Source organism: Streptomyces sp. 71268 (genome assembly GCF_029392895.1).
Classification (GTDB): domain Bacteria; phylum Actinomycetota; class Actinomycetes; order Streptomycetales; family Streptomycetaceae; genus Streptomyces.
Genome location: NZ_CP114200.1, coordinates 4457281 through 4475327 on the forward strand (window position 1 = coordinate 4457281; position 18047 = coordinate 4475327).

16 protein-coding genes, 1 tRNA gene, 1 other RNA gene and 1 pseudogene are annotated in these 18047 nt (G+C 73.2%); 14 read left to right on the top strand and 5 right to left on the bottom strand.

Annotation, left to right across the window (positions count from 1 at the left end; genetic code table 11):
* Positions 1–65 precede the first annotated feature (65 nt).
* From OYE22_RS17305 to OYE22_RS17315, 3 genes are all read left to right on the top strand, one after another.
* The gene (locus OYE22_RS17305) at positions 66–1511 is read left to right on the top strand and encodes a glutamate decarboxylase (RefSeq protein WP_277321252.1); all 1446 of its coding nucleotides are present in this window, start codon (positions 66–68) and stop codon (positions 1509–1511) included.
* A gap of 243 nt (positions 1512–1754) precedes the next feature.
* Entirely contained in the window at positions 1755–1946 is a 192-nt protein-coding gene (locus OYE22_RS17310; protein WP_277321253.1) for a hypothetical protein, read from the top strand.
* 523 nt (positions 1947–2469) lie between these two features.
* On the top strand, positions 2470–4467 hold the full coding sequence (locus OYE22_RS17315) for a M6 family metalloprotease domain-containing protein (protein ID WP_277321254.1): 1998 nt from the start codon (positions 2470–2472) through the stop codon (positions 4465–4467).
* Positions 4468–4670: 203 nt separating this feature from the next.
* On the opposite strand, the gene OYE22_RS17320 is transcribed toward OYE22_RS17315, so the two are convergent.
* Positions 4671–5567, bottom strand: a complete 897-nt coding sequence (locus tag OYE22_RS17320) for a phosphorothioated DNA-binding restriction endonuclease (protein WP_277321255.1) — start codon at positions 5565–5567, stop codon at positions 4671–4673.
* A 113-nt stretch (positions 5568–5680) separates the two neighbouring features.
* Positions 5681–6604: an aminoglycoside phosphotransferase family protein gene (locus OYE22_RS17325; RefSeq protein ID WP_277321256.1), complete on the bottom strand. Its 924-nt coding sequence runs from the start codon at positions 6602–6604 to the stop codon at positions 5681–5683.
* Between the two features lie 400 nt (positions 6605–7004).
* On the opposite strand from OYE22_RS17325, the gene OYE22_RS17330 reads away from it, so the two are divergent.
* From OYE22_RS17330 to OYE22_RS17355, 6 genes are all read left to right on the top strand, one after another.
* Entirely contained in the window at positions 7005–7631 is a 627-nt protein-coding gene (locus tag OYE22_RS17330; protein ID WP_277321257.1) for a Crp/Fnr family transcriptional regulator, read from the top strand.
* Between the two features lie 169 nt (positions 7632–7800).
* The gene (locus OYE22_RS17335; RefSeq protein WP_277321258.1) at positions 7801–8649 is read left to right on the top strand and encodes a hypothetical protein; all 849 of its coding nucleotides are present in this window, start codon (positions 7801–7803) and stop codon (positions 8647–8649) included.
* Entirely contained in the window at positions 8646–9029 is a 384-nt protein-coding gene (locus tag OYE22_RS17340; protein WP_277321259.1) for a hypothetical protein, read from the top strand. The genes OYE22_RS17335 and OYE22_RS17340 overlap by 4 nt, the downstream gene beginning before the upstream one ends.
* Complete coding sequence (locus tag OYE22_RS17345) at positions 9026–9766, top strand: hypothetical protein (RefSeq protein WP_277321260.1); 741 nt, start codon at positions 9026–9028, stop codon at positions 9764–9766. Before OYE22_RS17340 ends, OYE22_RS17345 begins: the two co-directional genes overlap by 4 nt.
* On the top strand, positions 9766–10068 hold the full coding sequence (locus OYE22_RS17350) for a helix-turn-helix domain-containing protein (protein ID WP_277321261.1): 303 nt from the start codon (positions 9766–9768) through the stop codon (positions 10066–10068). Before OYE22_RS17345 ends, OYE22_RS17350 begins: the two co-directional genes overlap by 1 nt.
* Positions 10065–11216: a hypothetical protein gene (locus OYE22_RS17355; RefSeq protein ID WP_277321262.1), complete on the top strand. Its 1152-nt coding sequence runs from the start codon at positions 10065–10067 to the stop codon at positions 11214–11216. The genes OYE22_RS17350 and OYE22_RS17355 overlap by 4 nt, the downstream gene beginning before the upstream one ends.
* 125 nt (positions 11217–11341) lie before the next feature.
* Here OYE22_RS17355 and OYE22_RS17360 read toward each other — a convergent pair whose 3' ends face one another.
* The 3 genes and pseudogenes from OYE22_RS17360 to OYE22_RS17370 all read right to left on the bottom strand — a co-directional run bounded on the left by OYE22_RS17360 (position 11342) and on the right by OYE22_RS17370 (position 12704).
* The gene (locus OYE22_RS17360) at positions 11342–11863 is read right to left on the bottom strand and encodes a DinB family protein (protein WP_277321263.1); all 522 of its coding nucleotides are present in this window, start codon (positions 11861–11863) and stop codon (positions 11342–11344) included.
* 412 nt (positions 11864–12275) lie between these two features.
* A pseudogene (locus OYE22_RS17365) lies at positions 12276–12425 on the bottom strand (excalibur calcium-binding domain-containing protein); the annotation flags it as partial.
* 191 nt (positions 12426–12616) lie between these two features.
* Positions 12617–12704, bottom strand: a tRNA-Ser gene (locus OYE22_RS17370).
* Positions 12705–12814: 110 nt separating this feature from the next.
* Here OYE22_RS17370 and ffs point away from each other — a divergent pair.
* The 5 genes from ffs (at position 12815) to OYE22_RS17395 (ending at position 17853) form a co-directional block, all read left to right on the top strand.
* Positions 12815–12913, top strand: an RNA gene (ffs, locus tag OYE22_RS17375) — signal recognition particle sRNA small type.
* A gap of 155 nt (positions 12914–13068) precedes the next feature.
* Positions 13069–15630, top strand: a complete 2562-nt coding sequence (locus tag OYE22_RS17380; RefSeq protein WP_277321264.1) for a DNA polymerase III subunit gamma and tau — start codon at positions 13069–13071, stop codon at positions 15628–15630.
* A 351-nt stretch (positions 15631–15981) separates the two neighbouring features.
* The gene (locus tag OYE22_RS17385; protein ID WP_176162665.1) at positions 15982–16317 is read left to right on the top strand and encodes a YbaB/EbfC family nucleoid-associated protein; all 336 of its coding nucleotides are present in this window, start codon (positions 15982–15984) and stop codon (positions 16315–16317) included.
* A gap of 275 nt (positions 16318–16592) precedes the next feature.
* Positions 16593–17192: a recombination mediator RecR gene (gene recR / locus OYE22_RS17390; RefSeq protein WP_277321265.1), complete on the top strand. Its 600-nt coding sequence runs from the start codon at positions 16593–16595 to the stop codon at positions 17190–17192.
* Positions 17185–17853, top strand: coding sequence for a DUF5063 domain-containing protein (locus OYE22_RS17395; protein ID WP_277321266.1), 669 nt, complete (start codon positions 17185–17187; stop codon positions 17851–17853). The genes recR and OYE22_RS17395 overlap by 8 nt, the downstream gene beginning before the upstream one ends.
* The last annotated feature ends 194 nt before the right edge of the window (positions 17854–18047 follow it).

Genomic DNA, 18047 nt, shown 5'->3' on the forward strand with positions numbered 1-18047 from the left:
CGGGGGCCGTCCGGTATACGTCGTTGCGGGGGGTTCGCCGCCTTCGCAGTCGGAGGAGCACGCCCATGGCCCTGCACCGCGCCAAGGAGACGCCCGCAAACGATCCGTACGTCGACGTCTTCGCCTCACCGATGAGCGCGCACGTCCTGCCCAAGCACCGGATGCCGGACGAGCACGCCCCGCCCGACGTGGTCTACGCGCTGCTCCACAACGAACTGCTCCTCGACGGCAACGCGGCGCAGAACCTGGCGACGTTCTGCACCACGTGGTCGGAGGACCAGGTGCACCGGCTGATGAACGAGTGCGTCGACAAGAACATGATCGACAAGGACGAGTACCCGCAGACCGCCGAGATCGAGGCGCGCTGCGTGAGCATCCTCGCCGACCTGTGGCACGCGCCGTCGAGTGGCGACGGCAGCGGTGACGGCGGTGACGAGGGCAGTGGTGGCGAAGGTGGCGGGGTCGGGCCACGGGGCGCCGTCGGCTGCTCGACCACCGGGTCCAGCGAGGCGGCCATGCTCGGCGGGCTCGCGCTCAAGTGGCGCTGGCGCGCCCGGCGGCAGGCGCGGGGCGAGTCCGTCGACCGGCCCAACATCGTCGCCGGGCCGGTACAGGTCTGCTGGGAGAAGTTCGCCCGCTACTTCGACGTCGAACTGCGCCAGGTGCCGCTGGAGCCGGGCGCGACGGGGCTGCGGGCGGAGCAGGTCGCGGCGTACGTGGACGAGAACACGATCGGCGTCGTCGCGATCCTCGGGGTGACCTTCACCTGCGCCTACGAGCCCGTCGCCGAGATCGCCGCCGAACTCGACCGGATCGAGGCCGAGCGGGGCTGGGACGTACCGATCCACGTGGACGCGGCCAGCGGCGGGTTCGTCGCGCCGTTCCTCCACCCGGACCTGGTGTGGGACTTCCGCCTCGACCGGGTCGCGTCGATCAACGCGTCGGGGCACAAGTACGGGCTCGCGCCGCTGGGCGTGGGCTGGGCGCTGTGGCGGGACGCGGACGCGCTCCCCGCCGAACTCGTCTTCCAGGTCGACTACCTCGGCGGCAACGTGCCCACCTTCGCCCTCAACTTCTCCCGGCCCGGCGGCGAGGTCATCGCCCAGTACTACGCCTTCCTGCGGCTGGGCCGGGCCGGCTACCGCCGGGTCCAACAGGCGTGCGCCGACACCGCCCGGTACCTCGCGGACCAGGTACGCCAGATGGGCCCGTTCACCCTGCTGTACGACGGCGAGGGCGCGCTGCCCGCCGTCTCGTACACGCTCACCGACCCGCGCGGGGCGGGCTTCAGCCTGTACGACCTGTCGGACCAACTCCGCATGCGCGGCTGGCAGGTTCCCGCGTACCCGCTCCCCGCCGACCGGCACGACACGGTCATCCACCGGGTGCTGGTCCGGCACGGCGTCGGCCGCGACGAGATCGCCCTGCTCGCCGACGACCTGCGGCAGGCCCTGCGCCGCCTGTCCACGGGCGCCCCCACCGACGCCGAGCGCACCGGCTTCCACCACTGACCGGGACGGGGCCGGACGGCCCGTGGCGGGGCGCGTGCGCGGGCCTGTCGCGGAGCGCGTGCCCGGGCCTGTCGCGGGGTGCGTGCGCGGGCCGTCGTCGGGCGCGTGCGCGGGCCGTTTGGGCAGGTCAGGAGTACGCTGAGGGTACCGGGAACGCTCGCCCCGGGACCCTCGGTCGCGGGCCCCTCGGACCGCTCAGGCCCCTCGCTCGTTCGGGCCGGCGCCAGCAGGGAGGTGACAGCCGTGGAGACCCTCATCGTGGTGTTCGCGATCGCGGCCATGATCGCGCTGGGTGTGCTCGTGATCCACCAGCTCAACGCCCAACACGAGGACCGCATCGCCCACTACCCGTACGACCGCTCCCGGCGGGACGGCGGCGCCCACCCCGACGGCGCCCGGTCCCGCTTCCGCCCGCACCGCCGCCCCCGAGACTGACGGCGGGCCGCCCCGTCCCGTGACGCGCCCCCGCCCCGTGCCGTACGGGCCGGGGCGGCGGTGTTACGGGCCGGGGCCGCGGTGCTGCGGGACGGCGGTGCCGCGGCCGGACGGCGGTGCCACGGGCCGGAGCCGCTACGGGGCTATGTGCCGGTGGCCTCACGAACGCGCGGTCGGCACTCTGGCGTACCGACGCCCCCCGACTTACCTTGACGGCGGTGGGAAACCCCCGCTGAACGACTTGCCATGTCCACGTCCGATGATCTCTGACAGCGATCAGACCACGAGGTGAGTCTTGTTCCTCCGCCGCTCGCGCGCGCGCCGCGTACCCCGCTCCCGGCGCACCCGCCGCTCGCTCCGCGCCTCCCGCGCGCCCCACATATCGCCGACGACACGCCTCACGCGCCTGCCCCGCGCGCTGCGCCCGCGCTCCTCCCGTACCGGGCCCGTCGCCCCGCGCGCGTCGGTGCCCCGGCCGCCCCGGGGCGTCCGGCGGCTCGGCTTACTCGCCCTGGTGGTCGGCGTGTTGGTGGCGTTGGCCGTCGCCCCGGCGGGCGCGTCGCCCGACGCCGGCACCGACGCCGAGTCCGCGCAGCGGCCCCGGCTCGTCACGCCGATCGACCCGCAGAACTGGCGCAACCCGGACGACATGACCTGGGCCGAGTACCGCTCCGTCCCCGGCACCGACTGGGCCAACCCCGACCTCAAGCCCACCGACCGCACCTTCAAGGGCGCCCTCGTCCTGCTCGACTACCCCGACGAGGGCTTCTCGGTCAGCCAGCCCGCCGGCAAGGCCAGGTTCGGCAACCCGGTGCCGGCCGCGTCCAACGTGCCGCGCTCCGAACTGCCGCAGTTCTACGAGGACTTCCTCAACAAGCCGGGCAAGCTCAACCGGGGTCACACCATCAACGAGTACTGGATGGAGGACTCCGGCGGCCGGGTCGGTGTGGACCTGACCGCCTTCGGCGTCTACCAACTGCCGCACAAGTCCTACCAGTACGGCATCGAGCCCGGCATGAACCCCGGCGCCTGCCCGGTCGGCGACACCTGCGGCAAGGACATCCGCGCCGACGGCAAGCGCGCGTGGATCAAGGACGTGGGCCCCGACAAGCCCGGTGAGTTCGACTTCGTCTTCTTCCTGACCGCCGGCGTCGACGAGTCGGCGGCCTGGCAGGAGTTCGGGCAGATGAAGTTCAACGAGCCGAAGGACGTCCCCGCCCAGTGGGGCCCGCCCTCGCCCACCGCGGAGGGCGGCAACGCGGCCAGCACCCGCTACGTGCCCTGGACCTCCTGGCAGGCCGCGGCCCGCATCTGGCCCAACGCCGCCGACGGCTCCTCCACCCAGGCCGAGAGCTCCGGCATGGCCGTCTTCGCCCACGAGCTGAGCCACATCCTGGGCATCGCCGACAACTACAACAACCCCTACGGCAAGCCCCTCAGCCGCTCGTACTCCGGCATCTGGGGCATGCTCTCGCGGGGCTCGTTCAACGGCCCCGGCGGCCCGCACACCCGCTGGCAGACCCCGGCCACCGCGGGCGCCTCGATGGGCGCCCACCACGTGCTGCGGGACAAGCTCAAGCTCGGCATCGTGGACGAGGCGAACGTGCTGCGGCTCGACCGCGACGCCCTGAAGGACTCCGGGATGGTCGTCGCCGACGTGACCGCGCGCTCGGCGCCGCCCGGCGAGAAGGGGCTGACCGGCGTCAACATCACCATGGCCCGCGACCTGTCGCCGCAGTGCGACCGCGCCACCGACCCGCTGTGCGACGGCGGCGGCTACCAGAACTACACCGTCGAGGTCGTGGACCGGATGGGCATGGACTCCTTCACGCCCGACAACGGCGTGCTGCTCGCCAAGACGAAGAACGCCGACCGCGCCCCGTTCGCCTGGGTCGTCGACGCGCACCCCGAGGACATCGACCTGGTCGACTTCAAGCGCCCCGACGGCACCGAGCAGAAGATCACCATGGGCGACTACCGCCAGCTCAGCGACGCCCTCTTCCACGCGGGCGCCGACTCCGGCAGCAGTTACGAGTACGTCGACCAGGCCAACCGGCTGCACTTCTACGTGCTCGACATCAAGCGCGACCGCGCCGGCGTGCTCTCGTACACCGTCGGCGTGCGCTCCCTGGACGGCGCCGGGCGCCAGGACCGCGGGCTCGACCTCGACCGGGGCACCCCACACGGCAAGCCGGGCAAGGAGCGGGCCGTGTGCACCTTCCCGCTGACCAACACCGGCGAGACCGGCGCTGACTCCGGCGCCCATCCTTCGAGCGCCGCGCCGTACCTGGACTCGGACGTGTACCGGCTGTCGGCGGCGGCCTCCGGCCGAGGCTGGTCCGCCTGGCTCCCGAACCGGCTCGCCACCGCCAAGGCCGGCACCTCGGTCCCGGTGGACGTGGCCGTGACCGCCGGCCCCGGCGCCGAACAGCGCGGCAAGGTCACCCTGACCGCCCGCTCCGAGAGCGACCCGAGCAAGACCGTGCGGGCCACCTGCTCGCTGCGGAAGTCGGGCCGCTAGCCGTACCGACCGCACGCCCCGAGCCCGAAGGCGGCCGGGTCCCGCCCGCACGCACCGTGCGGCCGGGGCCCGGCCGTCCCGTGGCGGGGGCCACCGACAGCTCGTACGGCCGGCGGATAGGGTCCGCCCAGGCGCGGCCCGGCACGGAGGCGGCCGCGCGCGGGCCGGCCACGACGGGCCGAGGCCGGTCAGGCGTCGGCCGGTCAGGCGTGGGTGGCCGGGCGCGGGACGTCCCGGAAGACGTGCCGGGAGTGCCAGGTCAGGTGGGTGGCGGCGACGTCGCTCGCGCCGGCCCGGGGGCGGAGCAGCGGGCGGCCCGCCAGCTCCGTGACCTGCGCGCGGGCGGCCGGGCTGTCACCGGCGAACCGCTGGGACACCAGGACGCGGCGGCCGTCGTCGATGCCGAGGGCGCCACGGTCGAAGAGGTTGTGGTGCAACGAGCACAGGCAGAGCCCGTTGTCGACGGTGTCCGGGCCGCCGAAGGCCCACCAGTGCACGTGCGCCGCCTCCAGGCCGACCGTCAGTCCCCCGAGCTTCCCGTCGTAACCGCAGAAGGCGCACCGGTACGCGTACGCGCTCAGCACCAACTCCCGCAGCCGCCGGTCCCGCTGCTGTCGTCGCGCGGCGAGGAGCGGCAGGTCGACGGCGGGCTCCAGGTCGAGGCCGACCGCGTCGCACAGCTCGCCGTGCAACGAGGGCGGGAAGTGCAGGTCGAGCAGGACCCGCGCCATCCGACCGGCGAGCCCCGGCTCCCGCCGCAGCGCCGCCCGCAGCCCGGGCGCCAACCGCCCGGCGGCCCGTGAGCCCCGCAACTTCAGCACCCCGGGCCCCGGACTGCCCACTCCGTGCTCGGTGCGCACCTCCCACACGCCGTCGCTGGTCAGGTAGTGGAACGGGTAGGCGGGCGTCGTCCTGCGCGGCGGCCCGTACTCGACCAGCAGCCGGTGCAGGTCCCCCTCGACGGCGCTGTACAACAACACCCCGTCGGCGTCCTGTTGGAACCGGCCGAGGGCGTACAGGAGCAGCAGCGGCTTGTGCGGGGCGCGCGTGCCGTCGCGCGACCACTGCCGCAAGCTCGTGACCCGCTCCAGCCAGTCCATGGCCGTCGATCGTAGTGATCCCGCGTCGAACACGTTCGAGCGCCCTGGGCCCGCCGGCGCGCCCGGCGGCCCGGGACGGGCGCCGCGCGCACCCGCCCCGGACGCCGCACGCCTCAGCGGTGTGCCAGCAGGACCCTGGCGATGGCGACCTGGGCGGGTTCCAGGGCCGACCTGCCGTCCTCGATGTCCCACAGGCCGTTCTGCAGGACGCGGCCGAGCGTCCAGCCGGTGGCGCGCCGCCGGTCCAGGCCGAGCGCCTCGGTCAGCAGGTCGAAGCGGCGCAGCACCGTACGCGTCACGCCGTCGGGCACCACGACCTCCTGCCAGCGGTTGTCCATGGCCGGCAGCAGCTCGAACCCGGGGTCGCCGGCGAGCGGTTCGGGGTCGATGGCGAGCCAGGGCTCGCGCTCGCCGGCGAGGACGTTGTCGTAGTGCGCGTCCCAGTGCAGCAGCCGGTCGCCCGCCTCGCCAACCAACTCGGCGACCGCGGACGCGCACGTCCGCAACAACCGCCGCTCTTCCGCGTCGGCCAACTTGTCGACTGCCCCCGGTACTTCGGCGAGCATCGCCGTGGCGATGTCGGTCAGCCGCCGTACGTCCGGGGGCGCGGCCACCGCGGTCATCCGCGCCAGCAGCCCGGCCAGCACGCGCATCGCCGCACCGTCGTCGGCCACCGAGGACAGCGGCCGGCTCGCGTCCAGCCGCTCCAGCAGCATGCTCGACGAGCCCGGGTCGTGGTCGAGCATCCGCACCACGCCCCCGCCACCCCAGGCTCGCAGCCCACTCGCGGCCCCCGCGGTCTCCTCTCGATCCTGCTGCAACTTCAGTACCGCCAGCGTCCCGTCGGCCCGGGTCACCGGCAACACGACCGACGCCATGCCGTGCGCCACGGGCCCGCTGACGCGCAACTCCCAGTGGCTCAACATCGCGTCGGCGAGCTGGGGGAGCCGCGCGATCCAGGCGCGCCCGGACGGATTGTCACGGCCGTACGACGCGGCGAACGCGTCGGGGACAGTGAGGGAATACGGCGTACTCATGTCGAGGTGTCTCCTTCGTGGGATTCCGGATGGTCGCGAAGCCGAAGGAGCGTCGGTGGCGCCCGACATGCGGGCAGGCGTCATTGCACGGGGCCACGGTAGCGGGTGGCGGTCGGTCGGGCACGGGGTTTTCGGGGGCGGGTGGGGAGCGTCCCCGTATCGGGTGGCACGAATTCCGGATATCCGGCCCGGGCCCGGCAGGGCGCTGGGGAAATGGCGCGGGCGAAAACCGCGAATTGACCGGGCGGCGCATGGAGGCATGCGTGATATGGGGGGCGTGCGGGGCGCTGAAAGCTGCTGCCGCACGCCCTTTCGGGCGAGGCCGTGGGGGGAAATAATTACCGCGAGGGGGGCGGAGTGGCCGGTCCGTCAGGTGATGAGAGGAAGCGAAGAGAAACCGATGGTCGTTGATCGTCGTTGGGACAGCATCTTTCGTTCGGGACGCACCACGTCGTATCCGAAGGGCCAGCGTGTGTTCCTGAAAGGCCAACCGGGGGGAAGTGTTCTCCGCGTGGTGAAGGGGTGGGTGCTGGTGACCGAACCGAACCCGGATGGTACCGAAACGTTTTTGGAAATCCGTGGACGTGGACAACTCATCGGCGAGACGTCCGCGTTCTCGGGTGGGGTACGGAATGCGAACGTGGAGGCCACCTGCAAGACCATCGTCCAGGTCGTCGAGAGCGGACGTTTCCTCGCCGGCGTCGAGCGCCGCGACCTGATGAAGGATCTGTTGGTGCACGTGCAGGAACGACACCGCCAGGCCAACGTCAGGGTCGGCGCCCGGGGCCTCGGCGTGCGGAGCAGCCTGAGTTGGCTACTCCTCGACCTGGCTCGTACGGCAGGTGAACCCCTCATCTCGGGAATTCCACAGAAGACGCTCGCATTCGCCCTGGGCGTGACCCCGCGAACGTTGTCCAACGCCGTCTCCGAGTTGGAGCGAAACGACGTGATTTCCGTCCGCTGGCCCGCTCTCCGCATCCGCGACGAGCGGGCACTGCGTCGACTGGCCCGCCGCGGAGAGGAGTAGGGCACCGCGCGCATTCCCCGACCGGCAACGGCCGGGGAATGTGGCGGACATCACCGCCTCAGAAGGAAGTTCTTCCGCCGGGGAAGTTCTTCCGCGCGGGATTCCCGGGGAGCGCCGACCATCGATTCGGCACAGCCCAGTCGGACGCCTCCCCTAAGGAGATTCCCGAATGACCAAAGCCCCGCGTACCGGAACCCCGCACAGCAGCCCGTTGCCGCCCCACTTCGGAATCGTCGCGGTCGACGCGATGGGTTCCACCCGACTCCCCTCCATCGCGCAGGGCCCGCTCAGCGCGACCATCACCGACCTCGTGCGGCGCGCTCTCGAAGCGGCCGAACTGGGCGACATGCCCCGGGAATTCGAGACGAACACCGGAGACGGCCTCTCCTTCGGCTGCGACCCGGTGCTGGTCCCGTACCTCGTGAGCCCCTTCGTCGACGAGTTGAACGCCCACCTGCTGTGGCACAACGTCGGGCCGCAGCCGCCCGTCCGGCTGCGGATGAGCGTCCACATCGGCCCGCTGCCCGTCGCGCCGGGGCGGGCCGGCGACGGCAACGCGGCAGCGCGCGGCGAGAGCCAGCGACTGCTGGACTCCGAACCCGTGCGCCGCCGCCTGAAGGAGACGGACCCGCGGGCCACCCCGCTCGTCGCGGTCCTCTCCGACCGCGTCTACGACACGGTGGTCCGGGGCGGCTACTGCGGCCTGCCGCCCGCGCGCTTCACCGAGGTCCTGGCCGAGGTCGCGGGCAAGGACTTCCGGCAGACCGCCTGGATGTACGTACCGACCCCGTCCGGGGACATGCTCCGCCAGGCCGCCGCGACCACGGACCCGGCAGCGTCCGGACAGAGCCCGGCAGCGCCGAACCACGCACGGGGAGCCGCCGACCCCGCCCCGGCCGAGGCCGGGCCTCCCCCCGCCCGTCACCAGCACGTGGAGTCCGGCGTCGCGGTCATGGACTGCGCCGTCCGCGACGTCCACCACCACACGGCGCCGCGACAGGACCCCGGCCATCCGTGAGCGCCACGTCCGACGGGGACCACCCCGACCAGTGCGGCTTCCCGCGCCACGGCGCGAGCCAGTACGTGGGCCTCGGCGCGGCCATCAACGGCGCGTCGGCACAGCGCATCGTCGTCAACAACTTCGGATCGACCTGCCACCCGCCGTGTACGCACGCCGCGCCACCCGGTCCGCCGGCCCCCCTCACCCGCGCCCTCACCCTGACCCGGAACCTGGCCAGTCGCATCGACGCGCTGGCCGCCCTGGCCCACACCACCACAGCGGTGCTCCTCGCCCTCGCCCCGACCGGGCGACGCCCGCCGAAGTCACCTTCTACTCCCACCCCCGGTGCGCCGGACCGCACCGGACACCGGAGAGCCGACCACCGGAGAAGCGTGTGACCTTGCCGCACCACACCAGCCTGTTCGACACCATCGAGGCGCACGTCGCCGCCCTCCCGGACGACGCCGGAGCCAGTGCCCCCGGACCCGCCGCTCCCCGGACCCCACCGCTGCACCGGTGCGCGGCGCGCGCCCTGGTGCACGGGCCGGCACGCGACGGAGCGCTGGCCCAGGCCATCTGGTCCGACGTCCTGGGCGAGGCGACCACGGCGCCGGCCCCCGGCGACACCGCCACGCTGCTGGTCGTCTGGTACGCCCTGCCCCGACTGCGCCGCAGCGTATGGCGCATCGCCCGCCGCCTGCCGGCCGAGCGCGCCGACCTGGAGGCCGAGACCGTACAGGGCCTCCTGGAGGGGCTGCCCACCGTGGACCCGCTCCGCGCCGGCGCCGCCGAGCGGGTGATGCGGCGCGCCGCGAGCCGTGCCTGGCTGTTCGCCCGCGGCACCCGGCACGAACGGGCCTTCCCGGACACCAGCCCGGTCTGGCACACCCTCGCCGTCTCGTACGAGCAGGCCGCCGCCCCGGACGGTTGGGCCGTCCACATCACCCCGCCCGACCGCGCCGACGGCCTCGCCACCACCCTCCGCTTCACGCGGTTCCGGCAGCGCGTCGAAGGCGAGCGCATCGGCGCGCTCGCCGACGGCATGGGGCTGCGGCACCTGGTCCACCGCGCCCGCCGCCCGGGCCCCGGGCGGCCCATCGGCACCTTGACCCTCCAGCCTCACGGGAGCCTGTGATGAGCTACACCCACCGAGTCCTCACCTTCGTGGAGGCGTTCGACCTCCCGACGACCGTCAACCTGCCCACGGCGGCCCGCGCCTTCGCCGTCAGCCTCGGTACGGCCTACCGGCTGGTCCGCCAGGGCGACTTCCCCTGCCCGGTGCTCCGCGTCGGCGGCCAGTACCGCGTCCCGACCACCTGGCTGCTGCGGTCCCTCGGCATCGAGAACCTCCCGGTCTACGCCACGGACATCGATGCCGGCGCCACCGCGTCCGCCCTGCTGACCCGCGCCGAGACGGAACAGGAGGAGACCCCGTGAGCCCCGAGCACGACACGACGCCCGACGAACCACCGTCGACCACCCCACCGAGCTGCTTCGTGATCGGCCCCATCGGTGACAAGCACGCCGAACACGGCACCCCCGAGCGCCGGCTGTACGAGGAGTCCATGCGCGTGTACGAGGAGGTCATCGTCGCGGCCTGCCGGGAACACCACATGACGCCGGTACGCGCCGACAGCCTCACCGACACCGGCGAGGTCACCGAACAGATCTACCGCCGACTCGAACAGGACGACATCGTGATCGCCGACGTCAGCGGCGGCAACCCCAACGTCACCCTCGAACTCGGCTACCGACTCGGCTGCAAGAGGACCGCCATCCTCATCGGTGAGACAGGCAACCTCCCCTTCAACATCCGCCAGTTGCGCACGGTCCGCTTCCGCCGCACCGAGGTCGGCCTCCCCGAAGCCCGCGACCAGCTCAGCCGCTTCCTGGCAGCGGGCGTCGCCCGGGGCTTCGGCCCCGTCGCCGACCTCGGCGCGGCCCCCCAACCCCTCGGCCACGGCGTCGGGGAAGCGTCCGACGAGGAGCCCGACGCCCCCGGCCTCGTCGACCGGGTGGCACAGGCCGAGGAACAGATGGAAGCGGTTCTGGTGGACATCGAGGCGATGGGGGAGGCACTGCGACAGATCGCCGAGGTCGCCTACGAGAGCACGCCGCAGATGGACGCGGTGACAGCGGCCAATGGCTCGACGGGCGCGCGGCTCGCGGTGGTCGGGAGCTTCGCGCGGAAGCTGACGAAGCCAGCCACCGCACTGCGCGAGAGCAGCGAGGCGTTCGCCGCGCGCATGACGGACATCGAGGCGGGCATTCACGCGGCGTTCGACATCGCGGAATCCCACCCCGGCGGCGAGATCGACGCCGACAACGAGAACTTCCTCCACCAGATCATCGACATGGCCGAGTCCACGCGCGCGGCGGCCACGGAGGTCACCGAGTTCGGCACGATGATGAAGACGTTCATCGGCTACTCCCGCACGCTCCGCGGCCCGGGCGGCGACATCCTGACCGCGGTACGCGTCATCGCGTCGGTCCTCACCCGCGTCAACTCCCTGGAGGCCCGGGCCCGCGCGCTCCTCCCCGATCCCCCCGCCCCCCTCGCCACCACCAGCCAGCCGAACCGCTGACATCGACGGGAGGCCCCGACCACCCAAGGTCGGGGCCTCCCGCGCCGTCCGTACGCCTGCCACGCCTGCCACGCCTGTCACACCTGCCACGACGCCCGCTGCCTCGCGGGCGCGGGCGCGGGCGGCTACCAGCCCCGCTCGCCGTCCAGAAGCTCCCGCAGCAGGTCCGCGTGCCCGGCGTGCCGACTGGTGTCCATCGTGACGTGCGACAGGGCCCAGCGCAGGGTGTAGTCGCCGGTTCGCTGGGCGCCAAAGCTGTCCAGCGGGAGGGACTCGATGACCTTGTCGCTGGCGTCGCAGGCCGCGCGGTAGCGGTCGAGCAGGCCGTCGAGGCGGTCGTGCTCGGCAACCCGCCAGTCCCCGTCCGGGTCGTCAGGCCCGAACGGCATCGGGTGCTCCTGGCCGCCGAGGACGATGCCGAACCAGTGCTGTTCCACCGTGACGAGATGGCTGAGAATCCCACCCACCGTCGTCTCCGACGGCACCAGCCTGGCGCGCAGTTGTTCTTCGTTCAGCCCGGTCGCCTTGGCCACGACGGTCGCCCGGGCGAAACGCAACCAGGCCCACAGCATGTCCTTCTCGCCGAGTTGGTGGCGGGGAATTCGGCGTTCCTCGGTGTGCGGAGCCACCGGGACGTGGTGCGCCATCGCTGGGACTTCCTTTCGCTGAGCGGGTGCGGGGCGATCGGGGAGCGGACAACGGATCGCGACCCGGGGTGGGCCGGGTGGGATGGATGGGACAGAGGGACCAGGTGGGCCGGGTGGGTCACCACCGCGCCTGCCGAGGAACGTGCCACCCGACGGGAGAGCACTCACCCGGCCGACAGGCCCCACCTCGCACGCACCGGATGGTGGTCACACCGAACCCGAGGCGGTCCCCCTCCTCGCTCTCCGTATCGATCCGATCCAGATCGCCTGAACCGAGCGTAGCGCCCCGAAAGGGGCGCCCCGTCGCCGCCAACGACGTTCTTGAGCCAGCCAGTTGACAGCGCGAGGCGACGAGATCAGGCCACCTCGGGTGGAGCCCCCGTCCCCCCGGCGGCTCCACCCGGCCCGACGCTCAGCGATCGCAGGCAATCCCGTCGCCATCGCGGTCCAGACCCGATCGGTACCCCGGCTGACCCCGCCGGATGGGGTCGGCCCCGGCCGCGCGGACGGCGGCGCAGTTCTCGTAGTAGACGCTGCCTCCTCCGGTGCTCCCGGAGGAGCCCTCGGTCGTGACGTCCGTGATGCCGATCTTCTCCACAGAGGCCGACGCGTCGGCGAACGTCTGGCTCACCACATCCGGCATCTCTGGCCAGGGCACCGGCTCCCCGTCCGCGGCTGGGCCGGGGGCTGCAAACGTCGAAGGGCCCCGCTGCAAGCAGCGGGGCCCTTCGACAACGTGCCCGGTGAGAGCACTGGCGGAGGATACGAGATTCGAACTCGTGAGGGGTTGCCCCCAACACGCTTTCCAAGCGTGCGCCCTAGGCCACTAGGCGAATCCTCCGCCGCAAACAATACAAGACCGAAAGCAGTGCTCGCGAACCCGATCCGGGGAGGGTGGGAGAGGGAGGCGGGGGCGGTCCCGGAGAGGGGTCGGTATCCGCTAGGGTGGGGGTCAGCCCCTCACGTGGCGCTATCTCACCTAACTCCCCCAGGGCCGGAAGGCAGCAAGGGTAAGTGGGCTCTGGCGGGTGCGTGAGGGGCGCTTGCGTTGGTGGGGAGCGGCACGGGGCGCGGGAGTCGCGCGAGGGTGTGACCAGTGCCTCAGTGGGGATTTTCGCCGGCCCGGCGCGGCGACGGTGCCGGGAGGCGGTCCGTGGGTCGCGGACGCGGGTCGGTTGTCAGTGTGGGCCGATATCGTCGTATGCGTGTCGTCCCTCGCGCTTTACCGTCGCTACCGCCCCGAGACCTTCGCCGAGGTCATCGGGCAGGAGCATGTCACCAGCCCGTTGCAGCAGGCGCTGCGGAACAACCGGGTCAACCACGCGTATCTGTTCAGTGGGCCGCGCGGCTGTGGCAAGACGACAAGCGCGCGCATCCTCGCCCGCTGTCTGAACTGTGAGCAGGGCCCGACGCCGACGCCCTGCGGCACGTGTCAGTCCTGTCGGGACCTGGCGCGTAACGGGCCCGGTTCGATCGACGTCATCGAGATCGACGCCGCCTCGCACGGTGGTGTGGACGACGCGCGTGACCTGCGGGAGAAGGCCTTCTTCGGGCCGGCCTCCAGCCGGTACAAGATTTACATCATCGACGAGGCGCACATGGTCACCTCGGCGGGCTTCAACGCCCTGCTGAAGGTGGTCGAGGAGCCGCCGGAGCACCTCAAGTTCATCTTCGCGACGACCGAGCCCGAGAAGGTCATCGGGACGATCCGGTCGCGTACGCACCACTACCCCTTCCGACTCGTGCCTCCCGGGACGCTGCGCGAGTACCTGGCCGAGGTCTGTGGGCGCGAGGACATTCCCGTCGAGGACGGCGTGCTGCCCCTGGTCGTGCGGGCCGGGGCCGGGTCGGTGCGTGACTCGATGTCCGTCATGGACCAGCTCCTCGCCGGCGCGGCCGAGGACGGCGTGACGTACGCCATGGCGACCGCCCTGCTCGGGTACACGGACGGGTCGCTGCTGGACGCGGTCGTGGACGCGTTCGCGGCGGACGACGGGGCCGCGGCGTTCGAGGTGGTGGACCGGGTCATCGAGGGCGGGAACGACCCGCGGCGGTTCGTCGCCGACCTGCTGGAGCGGCTGCGCGACCTGGTGATCCTCGCGGCGGTGCCCGACGCGGCGACCAAGGGGCTCATCGACGCCCCCGCGGACGTGGTCGAGCGGATGCAGGCGCAGGCGTCGGTGTTCGGCGCCGCCGAGCTGAGCCGCGCCGCCGACCTGGTCAACGAGGGACTCACGGAGATGCGCGGGGCGACCTCGCCCCGGTTGCAGTTGGAGCTGATCTGTGCGCGGGTGCTGCTGCCCGCCGCCTTCGACGACGAGCGCTCGGTGCAGGCCCGGCTGGACAAGCTGGAGCGGAGCGCGTTGACGAACGGCATCGTGGGCGCGCCCGCCGGTGCGCCGCCGATGGGGTACGTACCGGGGCCCGAGGGCCACGGCGTTCCCGCTCCGGCGCAGCCGATGGCGCCCCCGGCCCCGGTGCCTCCAGCCCCCGTGCCGGGCCCCGCTCCCGTCGCAGCGCAGCCCGGCCCTGCCGGGGGCGGTGCGGGTGGCGCGCCCGGCAGCTGGCCTGCGGCGCCCGGAGCCGGCCAGCAGCCCGCCGCCGAGCAGGGCCAGGCCGCGCCCAGCGGCCCGGGTCCGGGCCCGGGCGATGGCGCGGGGCAGCCCGGCGGACAGCCGGCCGGTGGCCAGCGCCCGGGGGCCTGGCCCACGCGCGCGGGTGCGGGCGCCGGCGCGGGAGCCCCGGCCGCCGGCGCCGGTGCGGGCCGCCCGGCCGGTGCCTGGCCCGGGGCGGGTGGGGCGACCGGCGCGCAGGCCGGCGCGGGCGGTAGCGCGTACGGCGCGGGCGGTGGAGCGTACGGAGCGTCGGCGGGCGGTGGCGCTCCGGCCGGTCCGGCGAGCGGGGCGGGACCCTCGGGGGCCGCGCCCGGCGCCGCGCCGCAGGGGGGAGACGCGGGCCAAGGAGCCGCGCAGGTGCGCGCCATGTGGCCCGACATCCTGGAGGCGGTGAAGAACCAGCGCCGCTTCACCTGGATCTTGTTGAGCCAGAACGCGCAGGTCACGGGGTTCGACGGCACCACGCTCCAGGTGGGCTTCTCCAACGCGGGGGCCCGCGACAGTTTCGTCGCCGGCGGCAGCGAGGACGTGCTGCGGCAGGCGCTGAACAGCCGGTTCGGGGTGCAGTGGCGGATCGAGGCCGTCGTCGACCCCTCGGGCGGCGCGGGCCAGGCCCCGGCCGCCGGGCCCGGCGCCGGCCCCGGCGGGTTCGGGGCGAACGGTGGCTTCGGTGGTGGTGGGGGCGGCGGCTTCGCCCCGGGCGCGGGCCCAGGCCCGGGTGCGGGCGGTGGCGGGTTCGGCTCGGGCGCACCGGCCGCCCCGCCCCGACAGGCGCCCCAGCCGCCGGCGGCCACCACCACCGACGGCGGCCAGGGCACGGCCGGCCCGGCGGGCGCGGGCGGTTCCGGCGGGCCCGGGCCGGGCGGCGGCCCGGGGGGCGCGGGCGGCCCGAGACCCGGCGGCGAGGGCGCCCAGCGCGCCCGGCAGGCCGCCGCGGCCGGTGCGGCGGGTGGCCCCGGTGCGGGCGGCCCGGCGCTGGACGGCCCGGGCGGCGGCAGCGCCTACGGGGATGGTCCGCCCACGCCCGTGGCGCCGGAGTACGACATGCCGGCCGAGGACGATCCGGACCTGGTCGAGAACGCGCTCAGTGGCTACGACCTCATCGTGCGCGAGCTGGGTGCGACCGTGATCGAAGAGATCGCCAACGAGTAGTGAGTAGCGAGTAGCGCGCAGGTGCGTGAGCGCGGCTCGCGGCGAGAGTCGGGAGTCGGGTGGCGCGTGGTGCGCTCGGTGAGAGTCACCGCCGCCCCGGCCCACCGTGGGCGCTGCCCGGGCCCACCGTGGGCGCTGCCCGAGCCCCGTGGCGTCGCGTCGCGCGGGGCTCAATGCTTGCCCCGGCCCCCGTAGCCCGCTACCGCCGAGGTATCCCGGCAGCGCCGCGCGGCCCGCACCCGTGGTCGTACTGCTGCCTCTGGCCTCCTCCGTACGGCGTAGGGCGTGGGAACGGCCGAACACGTAGGCTCGGGCTACTGAACATGTTCGTCTACAGCCAGGAGCGAGCCCGTGATTCCCGGTGGCGGCCAGCCCAACATGCAGCAGTTGCTGCAGCAGGCGCAGAAGATGCAGCAGGACCTCGCGGCGGCTCAGGAGGAGCTGGCGCGGACGCCGGTCGAGGGTTCGGCGGGTGGTGGTCTCGTCAAGGCCACGGTGACCGGGGGCGGCGAGCTCCAGGGCCTGGTCATTGACCCGAAGGCGGTGGACCCTGAAGACACGGAGACCCTCGCGGACCTCGTCGTCGCCGCAGTTCGGGACGCCAACCAGTCCGCGCAGGAGCTCCAGCAGCAGAAGCTCGGGCCGCTCGCCCAGGGGCTCGGCGGGATGCCCGGGCTCCCCTTCTGACGCGTTCCCGGCGCCCCTACTCCTCGATACGTCAGCCGAACCCCGGCCATCCGGCCAGGGCGCACGACCCGGGGCCCGTTCCGGTCCCGGCCGCGGGCCCTGGGCGGCCGGCCCCGGCCCCGCTCCCGACCGCTCCCGCGCCGCGTTCGGACCGCTCCGCTCCGGTCCGGTATCGGCCCCGGCCGGCCGTGCTCCGTACAGGACGCGTACAGGCCGCCGACACACCAGCCACATCAGCCACTGACAGAGATACACACAGAAGGAGGAGGCGTTCCGTGTACGAAGGCGTGGTCCAGGACCTCATCGACGAGTTGGGCAGGCTTCCCGGCGTCGGTCCCAAGAGCGCGCAGCGGATCGCTTTCCACATCCTGCAGGCTGAGCCGACCGACGTACGTCGCCTGGCGCACGCCCTGACCGAGGTCAAGGCGAAGGTGCGGTTCTGCGCGGTGTGCGGCAACGTCGCCGAGGCCGAGCAGTGCCGTGTCTGTCTCGATCCGCGCCGCGACGTCGCGGTCATCTGCGTCGTGGAAGAGCCGAAGGACGTCGTCGCGATCGAGCGGACGCGCGAGTTCCGCGGCCGGTACCACGTGCTCGGCGGGGCGATCAGTCCCATCGAAGGCGTCGGCCCGGACGACCTACGGATACGGGAACTGCTGACCAGGCTCGCGGACGGCGCCGTCACCGAGCTGATTCTGGCTACCGATCCCAACCTCGAAGGGGAGGCCACGGCCACGTACCTCGCGCGCATGGTCAAGCCCATGGGCCTGAAGGTCACGCGGCTGGCGAGCGGCCTGCCCGTCGGGGGAGACCTGGAGTACGCCGACGAGGTCACGCTGGGACGTGCCTTCGAAGGGAGAAGACTTCTCGATGTCTGACGCAACGCTGCACGACAGCCACCACGACCCGGCCGACTTCGCGGTACAGATCTCCGACCAGATCGAGAGCTTCATCGTCGCGGTCACGGAGGTCGCCAAGGGGGACGAACCGGATAGCGCGGTTCCCTTCCTGCTCTTGGAGATCTCGCAGTTGCTCCTCGCGGGCGGGCGGCTCGGCGCCCACGAGGACTTCGTACCGGACGAACGCTACGAGCCCGACGTCGGCCCCGAGCCGGACGTGGACGAGCTGCGCGAACGGTTCGCCACGCTGCTCGACCCGATCGACGTGTACTCCGAGGTCTTCGACCCGTACGTGCCGCGCTCGCAGCCGGTGGCCTGCCGCATCTCCGACGACCTCGCCGACATCATCACCGACCTGCGGCACGGCATGGCGCACTACCGCGACGGCCGCGTCAGCGAGGCGCTGTGGTGGTGGCAGTTCTCCTACCTGTCGAACTGGGGCACCACCGCGTCCGCCGCGCTGCGTGCCCTTCAGTCGCTCGTCGCGCACGTCCGCCTGGACAGCCCGCTCGACGAGCTCGACGGCCTGGACACGGACAGCAACGCCGACGGCGACGACCAGCTCGCCGAGGAAGCGGGACGGGTGATGGCCGCGGAGATCGCCGCCCCGCTCGGCCTGCCGTCCTCCGCGCGCCCGTAAGCGCGTCGGTACGTACGTTCGAAGGCGTGCTCGTCAGGACGCTCGTAGGCACGTTCGTAGGCACGCCTGCGAGAACGCGTGTGGCCGGCCCGCCGGCCGGGGCCGGATCGCCGGCCGGCGGGCCGTCGCCCGTCAGCCGGCTGGCCCGGCCGCCATCCGCCCGGGGCGCAACGCCGGCCCCGGGCGCAGCCCTG